Source organism: Novipirellula sp. (assembly GCF_041583735.1).
Classification (GTDB): domain Bacteria; phylum Planctomycetota; class Planctomycetia; order Pirellulales; family Pirellulaceae; genus Novipirellula.
Genome location: NZ_JBFHFD010000112.1, coordinates 1 through 17218, shown reverse-complemented (window position 1 = coordinate 17218; position 17218 = coordinate 1). Strand labels below are relative to the sequence as shown.

12 protein-coding genes and 1 pseudogene are annotated in these 17218 nt (G+C 53.9%); 5 read left to right on the top strand and 8 right to left on the bottom strand.

Annotation, left to right across the window (positions count from 1 at the left end; translation table 11 throughout):
• Positions 1–1297, top strand: a 1297-nt coding sequence (locus ABX962_RS11085) for a nitrous oxide reductase family maturation protein NosD (RefSeq protein ID WP_372719334.1), incomplete at its 5' end; no start/stop codon positions are given.
• A gap of 41 nt (positions 1298–1338) precedes the next feature.
• Here the strand turns inward: ABX962_RS11085 and ABX962_RS11080 are convergent.
• Positions 1339–2358 (bottom strand): hypothetical protein, encoded by a 1020-nt coding sequence (locus tag ABX962_RS11080; protein ID WP_372719332.1) that lies wholly within the window; start codon positions 2356–2358, stop codon positions 1339–1341.
• A gap of 770 nt (positions 2359–3128) precedes the next feature.
• Between ABX962_RS11080 and ABX962_RS11075 the strand changes: the two genes are divergently transcribed.
• Both ABX962_RS11075 and ABX962_RS11070 read left to right on the top strand, forming a co-directional pair.
• A complete protein-coding gene (locus tag ABX962_RS11075; protein ID WP_372719330.1) occupies positions 3129–3395 on the top strand; it encodes a hypothetical protein in 267 nt (88 codons plus the stop codon).
• 67 nt (positions 3396–3462) lie between these two features.
• Positions 3463–4392 carry a hypothetical protein gene (locus ABX962_RS11070; RefSeq protein WP_372719328.1) on the top strand — a complete coding sequence of 310 codons (930 nt, stop codon included), beginning with the start codon at positions 3463–3465 and terminating at the stop codon, positions 4390–4392.
• A gap of 40 nt (positions 4393–4432) precedes the next feature.
• Here the strand turns inward: ABX962_RS11070 and ABX962_RS11065 are convergent, their stop codons facing one another.
• From ABX962_RS11065 to ABX962_RS11050, 4 genes are all read right to left on the bottom strand, one after another.
• Entirely contained in the window at positions 4433–6001 is a 1569-nt protein-coding gene (locus ABX962_RS11065) for a sialate O-acetylesterase (protein WP_372719326.1), read from the bottom strand.
• A gap of 748 nt (positions 6002–6749) precedes the next feature.
• Positions 6750–7157: an HNH endonuclease gene (locus ABX962_RS11060; protein ID WP_372719336.1), complete on the bottom strand. Its 408-nt coding sequence runs from the start codon at positions 7155–7157 to the stop codon at positions 6750–6752.
• An 8-nt stretch (positions 7158–7165) separates the two neighbouring features.
• Complete coding sequence (locus ABX962_RS11055) at positions 7166–7414, bottom strand: hypothetical protein (protein ID WP_345684955.1); 249 nt, start codon at positions 7412–7414, stop codon at positions 7166–7168.
• Positions 7415–7661: 247 nt separating this feature from the next.
• Positions 7662–8372, bottom strand: a complete 711-nt coding sequence (locus ABX962_RS11050) for a transposase (protein WP_372719324.1) — start codon at positions 8370–8372, stop codon at positions 7662–7664.
• A gap of 344 nt (positions 8373–8716) precedes the next feature.
• Here ABX962_RS11050 and ABX962_RS11045 point away from each other — a divergent pair, with 344 nt between their 5' ends.
• Positions 8717–9472 carry a hypothetical protein gene (locus ABX962_RS11045; RefSeq protein WP_372719322.1) on the top strand — a complete coding sequence of 252 codons (756 nt, stop codon included), beginning with the start codon at positions 8717–8719 and terminating at the stop codon, positions 9470–9472.
• Between the two features lie 351 nt (positions 9473–9823).
• A complete protein-coding gene (locus ABX962_RS11040; protein WP_372719321.1) occupies positions 9824–10537 on the top strand; it encodes a hypothetical protein in 714 nt (237 codons plus the stop codon).
• Between the two features lie 371 nt (positions 10538–10908).
• Here ABX962_RS11040 and ABX962_RS11035 read toward each other — a convergent pair whose 3' ends face one another.
• The 3 genes and pseudogenes from ABX962_RS11035 to ABX962_RS11025 all read right to left on the bottom strand — a co-directional run.
• Positions 10909–13041: a WD40 repeat domain-containing protein gene (locus tag ABX962_RS11035; RefSeq protein ID WP_372719319.1), complete on the bottom strand. Its 2133-nt coding sequence runs from the start codon at positions 13039–13041 to the stop codon at positions 10909–10911.
• A gap of 124 nt (positions 13042–13165) precedes the next feature.
• Entirely contained in the window at positions 13166–13384 is a 219-nt protein-coding gene (locus tag ABX962_RS11030) for a DeoR family transcriptional regulator (RefSeq protein ID WP_372719317.1), read from the bottom strand.
• Positions 13385–13996: 612 nt separating this feature from the next.
• A pseudogene (locus ABX962_RS11025) lies at positions 13997–17218 on the bottom strand (hypothetical protein); the annotation flags it as partial.

The window sequence follows — 17218 nt, the reverse complement described above, 5'->3', positions numbered from 1 at the left end:
TATCCTACGGGCAACATCCTGCGGATCCGCTACTCTCGCACTGTTAATGTGTCTGTCCAGCAGCGTGGCTACTGCGGACAATCGATTTTCAGTCGCGGACTATGAAACGATTCAGGCAGCCCTGGACGCCAATCGGGGCCGGTTAGTTTTCGTGCCACCGGGCGATTATCACATTTCAGAAAAACTGCGTGTTCGTGGTGCTGGATCCGGCTTGTTTGGCCCGGGACGAATTATTCAGACGCAAGCGAATCAACCGGTGATTGAAATCGAAAACGCCGAGGGGGCGGCAATTCGCGACCTGACTGTGACGCGAAGCGAAGGAAACCGGGAGACCAATAACGAGGGGATTCTAGCGATCGATTGTCGTGACCTCGTCATCGAGAACGTAAGCGTGATCGACAATCGCACACGTTCCGCAGCGATCACGCTTCGGGATTGCATCGACAGCCGCATCACTCATTGTCTGATCAAGAATTACATGCGTATCACAGTCGATGACCGTACTGCGTCGGCTGACTGGGGTTACGCCTTCAACTGCACCGATGGCACAGGCATCAGCGTTTCACAGAGTGTTGGCACCCTGATCGAATCCAACCGGGTCATCGAAGAAAACCTCGTGCCGACTCGAGAGATCCAAGCGAAACATCACCTAGGCGACTTCGTTCGCAAGAACAAACAGAAAGGAATAATCGTCAACCAGACAATGTGGGACGCTGGTTACACCGACAACTGGCAACAAGGATCGGGAATCATTGTGACCTCGCCCGAAACGAGCGATCTAACTCGCATCATTAACAACCATATTGAAAACGCAGCTCAGGGAATCGACTTGCACTGTGACCATGTGACGGTGGCCAATAATGTCATCGTCAACTCGTTCGTAGGTATGAAGGCGATGCATGGGTCGCGTAACGTGATCATCATCGGAAATCAATTCACACGAAACAGTTTGTGGGCTATTGGCTTGATGCCAGGTGCGGCAGCTAACGCGTCAAACACGGACGGCGGATCGATCATCGCCAACAACATCATCTCCGACTTTGGTCACGGCGACGCCCATTGGATCTGGGGCAACGAACGATCTCCGTTGAAGTTTGACAGCGGCCAACAAGCCGACGATCCGCCACTCACGAATGTGATTATTCAGGGCAACATAGTCGACTGCATCGGGCCTGCTCGCTTTGAGTACGCAGTCATCATTGCGCAAGGAGAAAACATGCCCAAAGGGCTCCGCTTCTCTAACAACCTGTTCCATCCGGGCACGGCTGGAGTTGCCAACACAGAGCTTGCACCATGATTTTCGGTTCAGCGACAGGCGATGACGAATCGTCGTCGCGGTTAGCGGAAGATCGTCAGCCGCAATCCAAGCGTGGCACTGAGCAATTCATCGCTGTCGATGGACAGCGTTGATCCGTCGGGGACTGTATCAACGCGAGTTCCGTAATCCATCTGCCCGGCGTAATCCAGGTGCTGGACGTTGGACGTCAAACTGACGAAGACGGAATCGTTCATTTGACGCGTCAGTTCAAGCCTTGCTTGCGTCGAAACAGCGTTATCGTGCCGCGTCAGCCCAATGCGATCGTCGTGAGGGGGAGTCGACCTGGCATGAACAAATCGACCGTCATAGCGAGTTCGGGCATGATAGATTCCCGTGTTGCCATCCAGGAACAGACTCCACCGCGAATTGAGTTTCCGCCGTCCGCTAATCCCTACTTTTCCGCCGACATAATCCGTGTCCAACGATTCATTGAGCGTCGCCCCCCAGTGGCTGACGGAATTAGGGTAAGAAATCGTGGTCATCAAATCTTGATACAGATGTTGTATCGAAGGACCTCCGTACAACGTCCACATGCAGTTTTCGTCAATGCGGAAATCTTGATGCAACAACAGATCGTAGCCACCGAAATCGATTTCGCGCGACGTGGTGGTGTGCATGACGCTGTAGTCTGATGCAGGATCAACCGTTCCAAACCCCGTCGTGTTATCGAGTGCGACGAACCCATAACGTACACCAGGGCCAGGGTCGGAAAAGGTGACAGCGGTGTCATCATCGAAGCCAGCATAAAAGCCAGAGAATTCAAGCCGCATATTCCCGGTGCCTAGCAGCGATCCATCAAAGATCCAGCCCGCCTTGCCCCCCACAAACGCAGCGAAGTCTTCACCATCGTCGGTGGTGATACTTTCGATTCGCTCGAAGGGAGATGTTTCACCTCGTCTGGCAAAGAACCGGAAGTCAGGTGCATTAATAAACATCGCTCCGCTATCGACATCCGCATACCATTCCGCACTGACTTGGCTGCTAAGTGTCGTTGCAGCGATGCAGACGAGTGTACAAACAAGCGACTGAGTTCTAGACATTTCAATCCGTGAAATACTGCAAGTAGGCTTTCCCTGCCTTACCTCTTCGGCGGTTGCAATTTCACCAGTGACCTAAATGACGACAGACCACGTCACTTCGCTGTCCCTACCTGCCGACGCGAACTACGCAGTAAGAACCCCCTGAAATGACTGACGCGACGGGGTCTCGGGGGGAGGATCGCCCCTGGTAGCCACCCTCTCTGACACATCCATCTCTGCCGACTCCGCCATTCTGTTTGCTTTATTCACATCGACCGGGTTCCTCGATCGACCGGTCGCCGAGCGGGACTGCTGTTTGGAATCCCCCGCGTTTCAGTGCCGATGCAACGCCACCGAATCGGATACAATCCGTTGCAGAATCTTTAAAAACATCCAACACGAATCGCCATACCATGATCCCTTCTAATCGCATTGATCGACTTGGATACTCAAATCCTTTACGCAGTCGTGCCACGCATGGGATGTGGTTAATCCTGGCAGCGGTTTTGGCGATGAGCCCCAGAACGGGCTCTGCTGAGGAGCCACAGCTCACACCGGAGCCTGAACCGACAGTGACAATATCGGATAATGGGGACGTTCGAAAAGATCGTTCAGCTCGCCGGCTTGCCCGCGGTGCTTTCGAGCACGGGGGGGCAACCGAACGCCGACGCAAACGGTCGTCACGAAAGGGGCAAGACCGACGCGTCAGGAAAGCCGAAAAAGGGGATGACACACCCATCCAACTGCATCTAAGTGGCTCTTATGAGTTAAATCTCGGCAACGACCGCTTCGTGCGTGGCGAAGGAAGCACCACCATCAAAATTGACCGCGCCACTGCAGAAAAACTGCAAATCGGCATTGCCCAAAGTCTCCATGAGGCGGGGCCGGCCGGAAACGAATTGCTCAAGGCGGTCGCATCGTTGCCGGCATCACTTCATTCGACGAGCGAGATTTTGAAGAGCCTCTCCGACCCCGAAACGCAAAAAACCTTGCGTCAAGTCGAGCAATTGCTGCGGATGATACCGCAATCGTCTCCCCAACCCAACTCCCAGAAATAGCTGTCACGGCGACCGGGCCTCTTTGTCGCGTACCGTAATTCCACCCTTTTTGCGGAGCAGAGTAAGCATGAATTCAATATTAAACGATCCACGATGGAAAAAGACAACAATCGTTGGCATCGGACTATGGCTTGCGATGGCATGCGATTGTTTCGCTCAACAGTCGACGCCGTCATCGTCAACCGTAAACGTGGTTACGAATGAACGTGATGGCGAGGCCTTATCACGGTTGCAAACCGCTTATCGGAAACAGTCACGCGAGTTGCGATTCGTACTCGCAGAAGACAATTCCACAATGCTAAAAGTCGAGCCGAAGCCGGTTTTTACCTGGACCAGTCTTGGCGGTTGGTCGGGCGATGTATTTGTGTGGACGGGGAAAGGTCGGATTCAGATGGTCGGCTGTATTGGCTCTCACCACCTCGATGCATCTACTTTCGAGTTCTTCCAAGAATTCCATTCTCTTGCTGACGCATCGCTCAACGAGGTTCAACTCGACGACGCAGTCACTTGGAAGATCTCTGACGACACAGGGGTTGCCCATTTAATTCCGGGTGCCCCGCAACCCGCTGCCAACACGACGCTAAGAATGGTTCAAATGCGAAGTCTGGCGCGTTCGTTCAAACTGGGAATGCAGGTTACAACCGACGCGGTGGAACAGGAATTGAGGATGCTGTCCCAACCGCTCGCGCGTGTTAGCGCCGCTGCGGAGTCGAGTGACGTCATCGACGGCGCGTTATTCACATTCGTCTCCTCCGCTGGAACGGACCCCGAGGCGTTTCTATTGATCGAAGCTCGTAAATCGGCTGACGGGCTGGCTTGGACCTACATGGTCGCGAGATTCACGACGCGAGAAATATGGATGTCCCGCGACGGAAAAGAAGTCTGGCGAGCACCCGCAATTGAATTCACCGACCCAGGATCGCAAATCAAAGACGCCTATTTTTATCGTCCCACTTTCAACGCCACACTCGACGAGATCGGCGCACCCGTCGAATAGCGAGATGGTCGGCTCGGCATCGGTCGCGACTCGCGACTTTTTACTCTTGGTTCGGAATCGGCCAATCGTCGGTTCGGAACGACGATGCAGGCAAGCCTTCCTGGTTGCTCAAATTGGGAGCGTCCGCGTTCCCCCAACCGAAACGCACCGCCACCGGCGCATCCACTTGCTCGCTATGAACCACGATTGTGTCCCCATCGATCGTCGCTTTGGCGGGAACAAAGTTTTGGTCATCACCGGCAATCGTAAAATGGCTCAACTCGGCATCGTCGCGACTGACCAGCCCCGAACCGACATGATCAAACGACAACCGAATTTTGTCCCCTTCGATTTTCATTGATTGATACTCGGGTCCCGAATCGACAAGGTCCGATTTCCCGTAGGTTCGGCGGAGTGCTAGTCGCGCCAATCGTTCGCCCACCGGCTTTTTCGGTTTCGGGTGGATATTGGTCTCGTTACCAATGTCCATCGTTACCGCCATTCCCGTATTAGGGACCGACAACGTCATCGCTTGAGCTTCTCGCAACAGCGCTGCCGGGTACGGGCTGGTTTTGTAGCTGAACGGAGCGATTTGGACAAAGTAAAAGGGAAAGTCACCGATGCTCCATTGTTCCCGCCAATCACGAATCATCGCCGGAAACAGTTTTCGGTATTGATAGGGCCGCTCGACGTTGGATTCGCCTTGGTACCAGATCACGCCGCCGATCGCCATCGGCATCAATGGCTTGATCATGCTGTTGTACAGCACCGAGGGAAGCCGGTGATTGATCCCCTTGGGCTTTTTTTGGCTCCGTGATTGCAGTTCGCCGATCTCTTCGATCAATCCCGGGTAACTTGCCAGCGTTTCAGCAAACTCTGGGAATTCCGCTTGCAATGTTTCTTCACTTGTCCATGCTTCAGCGGATGATCCGCCCCAGTTGGTTGAAACCAAACCGATGGGAATGTCGAGTTCTTGATGCAATCGGGAACCAAAGAAATAGGCGACGGCACTAAAGTTGTATGCCGTCGTGGGATTGCAAACGGACCACTTGGTTTGGACATCCTGCTGTTCTTTGAAGGCAAGATTCTGCGGCACATCACAGAAACGAATTTTGGGATAGTTGGCTTTGGCGACATCCTCTTTGAATTCATCCGGCCCAAACCCACGCATCTTCCACTGCATGTTGGATTGCCCCGAACAAATCCACACTTCGCCGACCAAGACATTTTCGAGTGTCACCGCTTGTTCACCCGATTCGATTTGAATCTCATACGGACCACCGGCGGCGGGCGTAGGGAGTGTGGTCTGCCAACGCCCCTGCGAATCCGCGGTCGCGAGGCTTGCGTTTCCACTCCAAGAGGGCGTGATCGAGACCTGGGCATTCGCCGCCGCTTTGCCCCAGATCGCCGCGTCGGTCTCACGCTGCAGCACCATGTCATCAGCAAAGATGCCGGCGAGTTTCAGTGTCGCGGCCTGCGGTTGCTCGGCCAGCAGCGAGCTGCCGGCAACTGCAATCAAAATCCCACAAACAAGCCCCAGCATTGGCAGGGCAGGGGGGAGAGCAAGAGAGAAGATCCGCGAAGCGGCGATACGGAATCGGTGACGAGAGTGTGAAAAGAGAGGGGTCATGGTCAGTCTATCCTGAGGGGGTCAAAAGTGATCAAAGCCAAATGAGAGTTCCGTCTCGCTACCTACCGAGTCTCATCATAGACCAAAATCGAAATCGTTTGACGCTGAAGGCAGACAACCATACCCAAGATCAAAGAAGTTGCCTTTTCTCGAAAGAGTGAAGGGGTGCCTGCCCCCCGATTACCTCAAGCCAGCCCCTGAGAAGGCTTCGCTAGGATTAAGCCCCTAAGTGCGGAAGTGCGGTGCTCACCGCTCCGCAACCTTTACGATGACGAAAACAAGAGCGGCTGAAGCCTGGATTCCAACCGTTGGAGTGTAGGCTTCAGCCGATTCGATTCTTTGGCGGCGTTCAAAGGGACGAGCGAAAAAAGGTGGCGAAGTATTTTCTGCATCCATGTTTTTCAACATTCACGGCGTCACGGTCGCGGCCATATCCAGCCGTCCCTTCGGGACTCACACCGACCACACCCATCGCAACGCAATCGTCGCCATCGCCGTTAGTTCATGGACCACTCAGGGGCAAAGCCCCGTTCATATGCTTAGCCCAGGCGAACAGCCTGAGGAACCGTCCGCTCCTCTTTTGTTGTGCCGGAGGTTTGCCTACGACCAACGATATGCTCACTGCGATGCGACGATGCTCGCCGGCGACGCTTTGGGAGTTGGGACCGAGTGTTGGTCTGTCGGGCCTGGACGGCCATTCGACGATTCCGGAAAAAGTTCCCCGGTATCGCCCCCGAGCCAGACGATATCAGTTAGGCGGATGTCGTCCAGCTGCAACCCAAAGAGCTCGAACACGAACGACTTGGTTGCGGTTCATTTTGAGTGATTCGACGGTCGCTTTTCCGCTATCGGTGAGCCCAACAATGACGGTGCCATCAACGGTCCAGTCAAAATGATCAGCCCAGTCGTCTCGTAGTGGGTGGAAAAGCGGAACCTCGGTCCCGGTAGGCAATTTCCCAGCAGTGCGATCCGATTTGAAACGATTACATGCTGGACAAGCGAGGCAAAGATTGTCAAAGCTTGACAGTCCCCCCCGAGAAATTGGGATAATGTGCTCCACCTCGAACGTAACAACAGTCAAGGATTCTGCAGTCTTGCAGTAGGCACAGCAGCTTCCAAACGCCTCTCGAACTCGCCGCTTTAAATCAAGAGGCACATATCGACTCACTGGCCGTTCGACTGATCTTGCTGTCGGAGAGTGTATTCGGCACGAGCTTTCAAGAGATTCAATTCGTCGATTTGTTCGATGATCGCATCCAGCTCTTTCAATTCTTCTGCAGCGAGCGTGCCGTCCGCATTACGTGCCAGTAGATCGTCCAATTTGGCGTGCATTTTGGGCGCGAGCACGGCATCGGCAAGCGCTTTGAGTCCAGCCGCACTGACATTCGGCAGGATATTGGTCTCGTTTGACATAAATGCACCTCGTCAGCACTGGATGTTTCACAGCATGATCGTACCAAAACCGACGCCCGTAAATCCATACGAGATGCAAATGCTCAAGACCAATCGCTTTGCCAGCAAAACCGCTGAACGTTGCTTCCTCATGAACCTCGATCGCCCCGCCACGAAACGACGTGATAGTATCTCCGTCACGGATTCCAATGGGCCGGATCGAGGAACCAAGGGTCAAGAAAAGGGGAAGGGGGTTTAATGCGTCTTGTCAGTGCGGTGGCGGTTGGACCGCTTCTGTTTTTGGCTTCTTCCTTGGCCGGCCTCGTGGTCGGACTGTGAACCAAATGCCATTTCGTTCGCAGGTTTCTTCGATCCACTCTTGAGAACCAAAGGGGCGTCCGCGCGTGGTGCAGAGTCGGACGGCGTCCAGCTCGTCCTTCGTGAGCACTGTGTTGACTCGTTTTTTCCATCCGGGCGGACGACGCAGTGGCCAGGTGGACAGAAGTTTCGGATCACAATCACATTTGTGGTGCCATCGGTGGAGTGACCCGTATTCCCAGTCTTCGGCGTGCTTGACCATCTTTGCACGCAACGCGTTGCGTTCGACATAGCGACACGGCGTGAAAAAGTGCGCGTCATCTTCGACTTCGAAGCTCTTGAACGGCCCTTGGTAGAGATGCCCGTGGCCGCGGGTGTGATTGTGATTGTGCGCATGGTATCGAAGTGTGTGCGTGGAGGAGAGCCATCCGCACAGCCTGCCCATCGCGCCGTCTTTTCGCGGCCGTAGAACCAAGTGCCAATGGTTTGGCATTAAGCAAAACGAAAAGAGATCCACGGGGTATTTCCCAAGGCCTTCACTGAGCGTTCTCAGAAACGCTTCGTAGTCTTCAGGTTTGTGGAAGATCTCTTGCCGGTTATTACCACGGTTGATGGTGTGATAAATCTTCCCCGCTTCATCCGGCCGCTTCGTCCTGGGCATCAAAAGCTCCCGCCGTGTGTCTCGGTCAGTCTTAAGCCAACCTACCCACTATCTGCAGCCATTAAAACCCTCTTCCCCTTTTCTCTTTCTTCCCCTTTTCTCTTTTGGGATTCCCAAAATAGCTTTGGGATCAACTTGTTTGTCCACAACTACCCACGGCCACCTTTTGATCTTGAGCTGAGAACTCCTTCTGAATCTTTTGGTGGACTTGAGTCATCTCGAATGCATGACGTACGGCGATCTTGGAACTTTGCCTTCCGAGGAGTTTTTCACAAGGCCTTCTCTGAAGACGAAATCTTGAATAGTTTGCCCAGCGAAGGCTACTGGCGCTTGCCGTAGCAAATGTGGTTGAACCGAAAGCGACATTATTTAATAGGATTTTTAGAATGACGGTGAGAGCGATTAAAGCAGCGTTTTATCATTGCAGCGTCGAGGCCGGTAGGGAGACTTACCATCACACAATGCTACAGTTTCTGCGTCAACAAAATGCGAAATTCTATCACTCGGCACCTTACCCTCCACCAGAGATAGAATCCCCTGAATCAAGAATAGAACCAGATGGCCGTTTGATTGGATCAATCCATTTCACGCATCCGCTTCTCGATACTTATAACAAAAACGCTGATGTGCAACGGGGATTTCTAACTCGGTACGGTGATGGTGTTTGCTCGAATTCCTTTAGGATTTCATCGCTTGGCTGGCGTGACGATTCGGAAGGATTCGAAGCAAACATCCAGCAATTGGCCACCGGTCGTGTTGAATTTTTGAAATTGGTTGTGCGTGAAATCGGAGTTGAATTTGCCTGTGTCGACGACATCTGGGGTACAAACGTCACCGACAAAGCATTGAATGACGTATCATGCCGCCACCTGTATTGGACGACGTATTTCGGACATCGTTACATCGAAACTCACGGGCTCGAGTTTCTACTGAATACACCGGGTTGGAAAACGGAAGAACTTGAAGGCGGTGTACTGGTGACCGTCACCGAGAATTACCTTGACTTTGCCTTGAATGACCAAAAAGAAACACTCAAATACCTGCGACAAAAATTCAAAGGAATACGCGTCAATCGATTTAAGATTCACGAAGCGTTTTAAAATATTGAGCACGACGAGATGGCTAACGGCGAAGATAAAGGGTACGGGGGTCAAAAAACAACGCGTGAACTTAACAATGCCCCCCGTCCCCTATGATTCGGCAAAAGCAAAAGAAACGAGGGGATGCTGGATGGCTTGGAAATGCAACTTAGAACAAAACGAGGGTAACCTTGTGGTTGAGTTTGCCTGGAAAATCCCAGGCGAGGTAGGTGAAGTTCTCGAAGACCTTGGAGATGAGTTTGGTTCTCCTCTTACTGGGTTTGAGGATACGCTACGGGATGGTGGATACCGTAGCATGTTGCCTCACCTGTTTGTTGACTAATAGTTTCAGTATTCAATGGGGTATAAACATTGACGGTTCGAAGTGTTGACGCACGGTTCTTCAATTGTGATGTCGAAGGAGAAGAAGAGATGTTCCATCGCAATATGGTTCAATTTCTTCGCGAAATAGGTGCAAGATTCTTTAAGACGGCTCCTTTCCCTCCGCCAGAAGAAAAAGATCCTGAATCGAGTATAAAACGAAATGGCCGTTTAATCGGATCGATAGTGTGTACGCATCCGCTTCTAGGCACTGCAATTAAAAGTGATGCAGTAAAAGATGGATTTCTCGCACTTTATGGCAACGGGATTTGCGACAAATCGTTCAGGATTTCTGCTGAGGGTTTGCGTGACGACGGCGAAGGTTTTGAAACGAATATTCAACATCTGGCGACGGGGCGTGTGGAGTTCTTGAAATTGATCGTGTCAAAAATGGGTGTTCAACTCGCTTTTGTCGATGATGTTTGGGGCACAAAGTTTACGGACAAATCACTTGCCGAAGCCAGATGCAGACATCTTTTCTGGACGACGTATTTTGGACCCAGTTATGTCGAAAAATATGGTCGTGATTTTCTGCTTAACACTCCTGCGTTTAAGACAGAAGAACTAGAGGGCGGTGTGTTAATAACTGTCACCGAGAAGTTTCTTGACTTTGCCTTGAATGAACCGAAAGAAACACTCAAATACCTGCGTCAGGAATTCAAAGGAATGCGTGCCAATCGATTTAAGATTCACGAGGCGTTTTAGTATCTCCAATCCGCAAGAATAGTATTCGATTTGAGTGTTCGAGTTCATTGGATGACGGAGAAACAAAGGGGACCGGGGCAAAAACAACGCGTGAACTCAGCAATGCCCCCGTCCCCTTTGATTCGCGGAGGTCGCATTCACCTCAGCAGTTTAAATGCGTGCTCAGGACACGCCCTCCTACGTCGCGAAAGAGGAGTCGTTGCAGGCCTCAACGGAAAGCACCCCACTGTTATCGATCTGACTCCGTAGCGGCAGAGATGTCCAGCACCTCCGCGCCGAAACAAGATCGCTTCGAGCCGGCCCGATCCGGATAACGCGTCTCCCATCACGATCCCTATGGAATGTCGGGTGGTCCGCAAGCCTGTCATTCTTCACTTGCCGTACACCAGTGGTTTGTCATGCTGGTCGATGAGGACCAGCGTTCCATCATCTGTCAACGCAACATCCTTCAATTGGCCGCGCGCTCTCATCAGAGGCTTCAGGGCGGGGCGGCGACGTGTTCGTTCGTAAGGCGGAACGTACTCGGTCGCCGGTGACCACCATGACAGTTGTCCCTCACGATTGCTGACCAACCAATCCTCACCCATTCTTCCGTGCACCCAATGCGCTCGCAGTTCGTCGAGTAAGTGCCCGGATTCGATGTCATAGACTGCGACACGGTACAAATGGCCGACGACTATTCGTTTACCGTCGTTAGAAAAAAAGACGCCAGGATGTTCGGCATCGAGTTGGCTGCGGGTTTCCACCGTTTTCAAGGCACGTTCGTCGTCGGGGTCCCAAAACACGATACGGCCCGTTTGTGCCAGCGCGATCCGTCCCGATTGACTATCAGTGTCCATGGCTTGAATCATCGAAATCGAAACGTTCCCGTTTTTTCGTGCGACCTTGGCCAATTCCGTCAACCGTTGTCGCGAGTGAACGTCGTAGATTCGGAACGCATCCTGTTCGGCGACCATCAGTTGCCGCCCGTCTTCAGAGAACCGAACGCAATTCGATCGACGGTCGATCGTTCCTGGCCAGCGATTCTCGCCATCGGGATCAAAATAGTCTGCAACCGGATGGCCTTGCGTCACGGACCAAACCTCTGTCTTCAATCCCTGACCGACCAACGCGATCAACGATCCATCAGGCGATAAGCAAACGTCATCGATCCGGCGTGTTCTTGGCGCGAATACTATCAGGCATTTCCCATCGCTAACGTTCCAGACGTGAACGTACTGGCCGACGGCCGCCATTTTCGAGCCGTCTGCCGAAACAGTGACCAATGACCACGCCAATCGCGATTCGGCAGTCGGCTCCGAATTCGTCTGAGGGCGGGGCATCGGCCAGAGACGTGAACCATTATTGAATCCAACCGTGACGACGCCACTCTCTCCCGGAATCGCTCGGATGCAATACGCAGACTCGTGATGCCCGACAAAACGAGTCGACGCTGTGTCACGATCCCAAATCAATATCTTTCCCTCACTCGTTAATACGCAGTATCGATTGCTGTCGTCGAATCGGTCGATCGCCATGACCGGTTCGAGCCCCGTGTCAAGGTTCGCTTCCGGGACAAATTGACCGGTTTTGGAGGACCAAATTCGCACGGTTCCGCCGGTCAGTCCGACGATCCAATTGCCGTCTGGGCTGGCAACCACATAAGTCGGCTTCTCCGCGAGTGGAGATCGCATCTGTTGGTCCAGCGACGCGGTGTCGTGAATCGAAATGGCTTGCGTCTCTGCGATGGCGATGTATTTTCCGTCGTCGCTGACGACCGCATCGACGACCTTCACTTCATCAGGCACCAATGGGCGTGCCTCTCCGGATTGCAAATCCACCCAATGAGCATTGGGAATGTTGCGTCCTTCCCGCGTCCGCTCCCCTACTGCCACAAATCGCTCGCCGTCCGGATGGAACGCGATCCGGTCCCCGTTGATGCTGCGGTCAGTTGATATCGGCACCAGCGCGTCGTCAGCTAGTCGCAACACTTTCATTGGGCCATATGGAGAGCCGAAGGCGATGTACCGACCGTCCGGGGAATACCTAGCGCTGGTAAACAAAGTGTCGTCGTCCGACGGATCAATACGCCGCGTTTCGATAAGCGACGCTCCTTCCAAGTCCCAGAACTGCACGTTAGGCCCGCTGGGGGCGACGAGGACCTGCTTGTCCGGATGGACCGACAATCGACCTCCGACGCCGACAAGCAACCGAAACGCCTCCCTCTGGGCCCCCGGTGCATGCAGAATCAGTCGCCAATCCTCTTGTGCTCGCGCGGGCGAGACCTCGGTCGATGGAACGATCAGATCAGGCCTGGGTAGATCCGGTTGGGGAACGAACGACGGCGATTGTGCGACTTGATCATCCGGCTGTCTCGCAGTGGTCGATTGTGCCCGGGCCAACCCACTCGTCGCGTCCCACTCTGGTCGCACCGTGGACGCGTCACCGCGGAAAAATGAACGGCTCAGCGGATACAAAAACGGGAACGCAAGGAGCAATCCCACCAGCAGGATTGACAGTCTCACCGTTTGCGACATGGAGTGCTTTCCGTCGATGCCATTTCAAACCTCGTTGGCGCAAGTCTTGGCGTCTTCCGCTGCAATGTTTTTGAGTAGAGCGGCAAAATAGGGTCCGTGGTAACTTGCTCGGTCAAGGGTCGCCGCGATTCTTCCGATCGCATATCGTAGCTGACCGGCTCGGTCGATCGAGCCGAGAGGTAGACAATGGAAGTCGCTTTGCTGTCTTGGACGCGATCCCTAGTTGACGCAGCCCCGCGATGTCGCGGCGGACGGTCTTTTCGCTGACGCCGAGCGATGCCGCGAGCGACTCGATGTAACCTCGCGCTGCAATGCGTTTCAAAATTCGCACTGGAGTGAATATAGCAAGTCTTTGACTGGCGGGGGGTGGGATGAACAGCATATGTCCAGGCTGCCGGCAGATAAACGGAAAACTCGCCGGAATCGCGTTCAATTTGCCGCGAACGACGGAGAGATTGGCAAGTGCGGCGTTTGTTTGCTCGATATTTTGAGAGAGGCCTGACCGTCGGCAGGTTGACGGCGTCGGCCTCTCTGGGGCTCTGGTGCGGTGGAGAATGGGGACTGCGAGCAGGCCTGCACCGGGTTTTGGCCATGTGTGGGGTTTGGCCTTGTGTTCGGTGTTTCAGAGCAGGAGCAGAAAGAGCTGCTCACTTTGTGCCGGAGGATTGCCTACACTGTTCATGCCCACATTCTCCAGTCGCAATCACGGCTGCGAGCCGAAGGCCGAGCCGTTTGCCCAGTCCAGGCGAAACGTAGCGAGCGGATCGAGCGGATTGCGATCCCCCCTTTCCTCGCCTGCAGGTCGTGCCGCTTTTTTCATCCTGTGTCAGCCGTGACATGCTTTACCGGCCCGGCCTTGCGTTGGGAGAATCGGCCATCGAGTCTTCGGCGAGATCTCCGCAAAAGTGCCGGTGACCTTAAACTTGCATGTTGTCATTACCAGCTATGCCGGCTGTCGTTTCCAAGCAAATGTCAGGATGGCGGCGAATAAGGACAGCAACAAAATCAACAATGCAGTCTGCCAAAACGCAAGTCGATGTTGCAAACCAAACTCGAGTTCGAGTTCCAAAGGCTCGTTTTCGGCGACTTGCACACTGCGACTAAACGTATAGACCACGCCTTCTTCGGGCAGGCTGATGAGGATCGCTTGCGGAGCCGGGTCGGTGATGTGTTGATGTTGGACCAAGCGTCCCGCAATCTGTCCGAGAACCGCATTGTCTTCTGTGCTGTTTCCGCGAAGCAGTTCGCTGAGCTGTTGCGGATGAAAATTCACAGCGTCTTGGTGCAGGATGGGGTTGTCCGACGCCGCTTCGCGAAATTGTGGGTTGTCGGCCAACGCCGAGTCACTCGGTTTATTGTCGAGATAAATTCGTTGACGCCGGGTATTCAAACCGACGATCGCTTGCTGCGTTTGTAAATTCTCAAGCTGCACGCGTGCGTCTTCATTCGATGCGGCGTCCAGTGCGTATTGATTGGCGACACTGCTGAGTGCCCGCCGAGCCTTGGCTTGTTCACCGGCCTGGATCAATTGATTGGCCTGCTCAAGCAGCTTGGTAGCCTGCTGTGCTTGAACTTGTCGCTTGCCACTGCTTTTCGACAAATAGGAACTACGGTCGTACGCTTCCTGATTGGCTTGCTGGACAAGTTCTAGATTTCCGTCGTTGTCGATCAGCTCGAATCCCTTGGGGGCGACGACATTCCACTGGATATTCTCGAGCGGCACATTCATTTGAGGGCTGACAAGTTTCAAATCGCGGAGGTCGTTATGACGAGCAGGACGATCATTCGCGACCGAATAGACAAAGCGAACCTTCGCCGTGCGGTCGTCGATGCCCGGAAGGATGTAGAACTGCCACACATTTCCATTGCCATCCAGGCGAATTGAATTCACACTTTCGCCATTAACGAAAATACTGAATAGCTCGCCTCCTTCGGGCAATCCGACGCTCAGGCTGCTGCGTTGGATGACTTCCATGTTGGCTTCGACCGCAGTCAATTGGTTACCGGTCGGGGATAACACGGTGGTTAATGTGCCATCGGCGACACGAAGCTTCAGTGCATCGGCTAACGAATGGCGTTTGACGACAATGTTCATCGAGTTTTCAGGAGCCACGACGCGTAACACGAGAGCCGGAGCGGTCCGGTTTCCCGCATCCCGCAGCGTTTGGGGAACGGTGTTCCAATCAGCCCGCTGCCAGCCTTGAGTTAGCGCACCGTGCTCTATTTCCAATCGACCACCGGCGCGGACACCAAAGTAGTACGTCAACTGGCGGACGCCGGGGAAATCGGCGGGGACGAGGACTTCGTTTGCCTGCTTTGAATTTGACTGCGATGGGGTTTGCCCATTGATGGACCGATTCTCGCGATCGCCGCGCCGTTCATATTCAATTCTGAATTGAATTTTGCCGATCACGTGACGTTTGAACTGAACCTCCCAGACATTCGAATCGGGGGCGGTTCGCACAAAATCGCTGACGGTATCACCGCTGGCTCGCAGCGTTTTGATCTCGTCTTCGTTGCTAATCGGCAACGCGATCGAAAGCGTGCGAATCGAAGCATTTTGCACATTAAATTCAGCGATCAATGCAGATCGCGTCTGGCCTTCACGCAACGTGATTTCATGCAGCACTTGCCCCGTCACCCAGGGTTCAAGTTTTTCGATCCCTAGCACCAGATCCCAGTCACGCTGTAACAGACGAAAAGCCAGCGAGCCCTGAACCTGCCCGCCCATTGTGCGTGGATCGGTCTCCGATACATTTTGGCGTGACACCGTTCTCAGCCGAATGCCCGTGGTGGGTCGAACGACCAACTCGCCGGTTTGACGCGTCGCTTCGTTCAGCTCAAATCGAGGTATCTGCCAGTCGCCTGGATCGGTCGGCGCCGTCCCAGACAGCGTCAGAGAGAAACTCTGCGAACCGATCGTCTTGCCACTTAAATGCAGAACGATCTGTCGCTGGTCGCCTTCGCTGAGTTCGGCCCAGTGATGCAGCGCGGCACCCGTGAGCGATTCGACCTCGAGTCCAGCAGGCAACGGAAAACTTAATTGAAACAAGCCGGTTCGAGTAATCTCGGCTGCGAAATTGATGCCCAAGACCACCCGTTCATCACCGAGCGACAACACTTGCTTGCTGATCACGCGAACTTCCGACTCGACCGGCGCCACACGCAGCGCCAGCTCTCCACCCTCGGCACCATATCGATATACCCGATGCAGCACCGCTTGTTTGTTCAGAATCAAAGACGCATCAAAATCGCCCAAGTTGACCGCCGACATCCCTTGCGATTCCAATTTTTCAGGCTGGGCATCGGGCCCAAACGCAATCGCCACCAGACCAACTTCGCCACCCGCCTCTGCGACTCGTAGTGGAGCCAGCGTGACTTCCGCAGGCAGCGAATCGAGGCCCCGCTGCGTCTCGATCATGACGTTGAAGGGCTGTGACTGAGCCGGGTCGATTTCCAGTTGCAAACGACCACGATCAGCGTCGAATTGCCAGGAACCAACGGGGCCCTCCACCGCGCTGACGGTCAGCCCTTTGGGAACAAGCACCGTCAATTCACTCAACTGACCTTGCGAGGTTCGGATGTGAAGCCGATGGCGGCCATCGACGACGCCTGGACCTGGTAAGTAGAGGTTCGAGGTTTCCACGAAAAACTGGGTTTCCTCGGTGGTGACGTCACGAGCCTTTGGTTTCAGAATGACACTCGCTTTTCCGGTGCCAAGCAGCAGATTCGCCTTGGTCGTCTGGTCGTCCGAATCAACCGTATCCACTCGGACTGCGGTGGGGCTGACAACATCCCATCCGGCCTCGTCGTAGCTAAGCTCGATTTCCTGTACCGCAGCGGTGCTAGTCAACACGGGCACGCCCTCGAGCGGTTTGATTGCTTCGAGCTGATACTCAAACGTGGCCTTATACTCGGTCGCCTCGCTTGGCTGTGAATCCTCTTCCACCTCCGTCACTTCGTTGTTAACTGGAATGCTGATGATATAGGCCAAACCTTCGCCGGGCACTTCTTGTTTGGACAAACGCAAGCCTTTGCCATCGAAGCGAGTCAGTACCGCTGGCGTCTTTAGTAGCAGGAAACGGTCCCCTGGTTGCCCGGACAAGGTGATCGTTCCAACTGCGGTTAGACGCGAATCCAGGTGAGTTATCCGCCACTGCTGTTT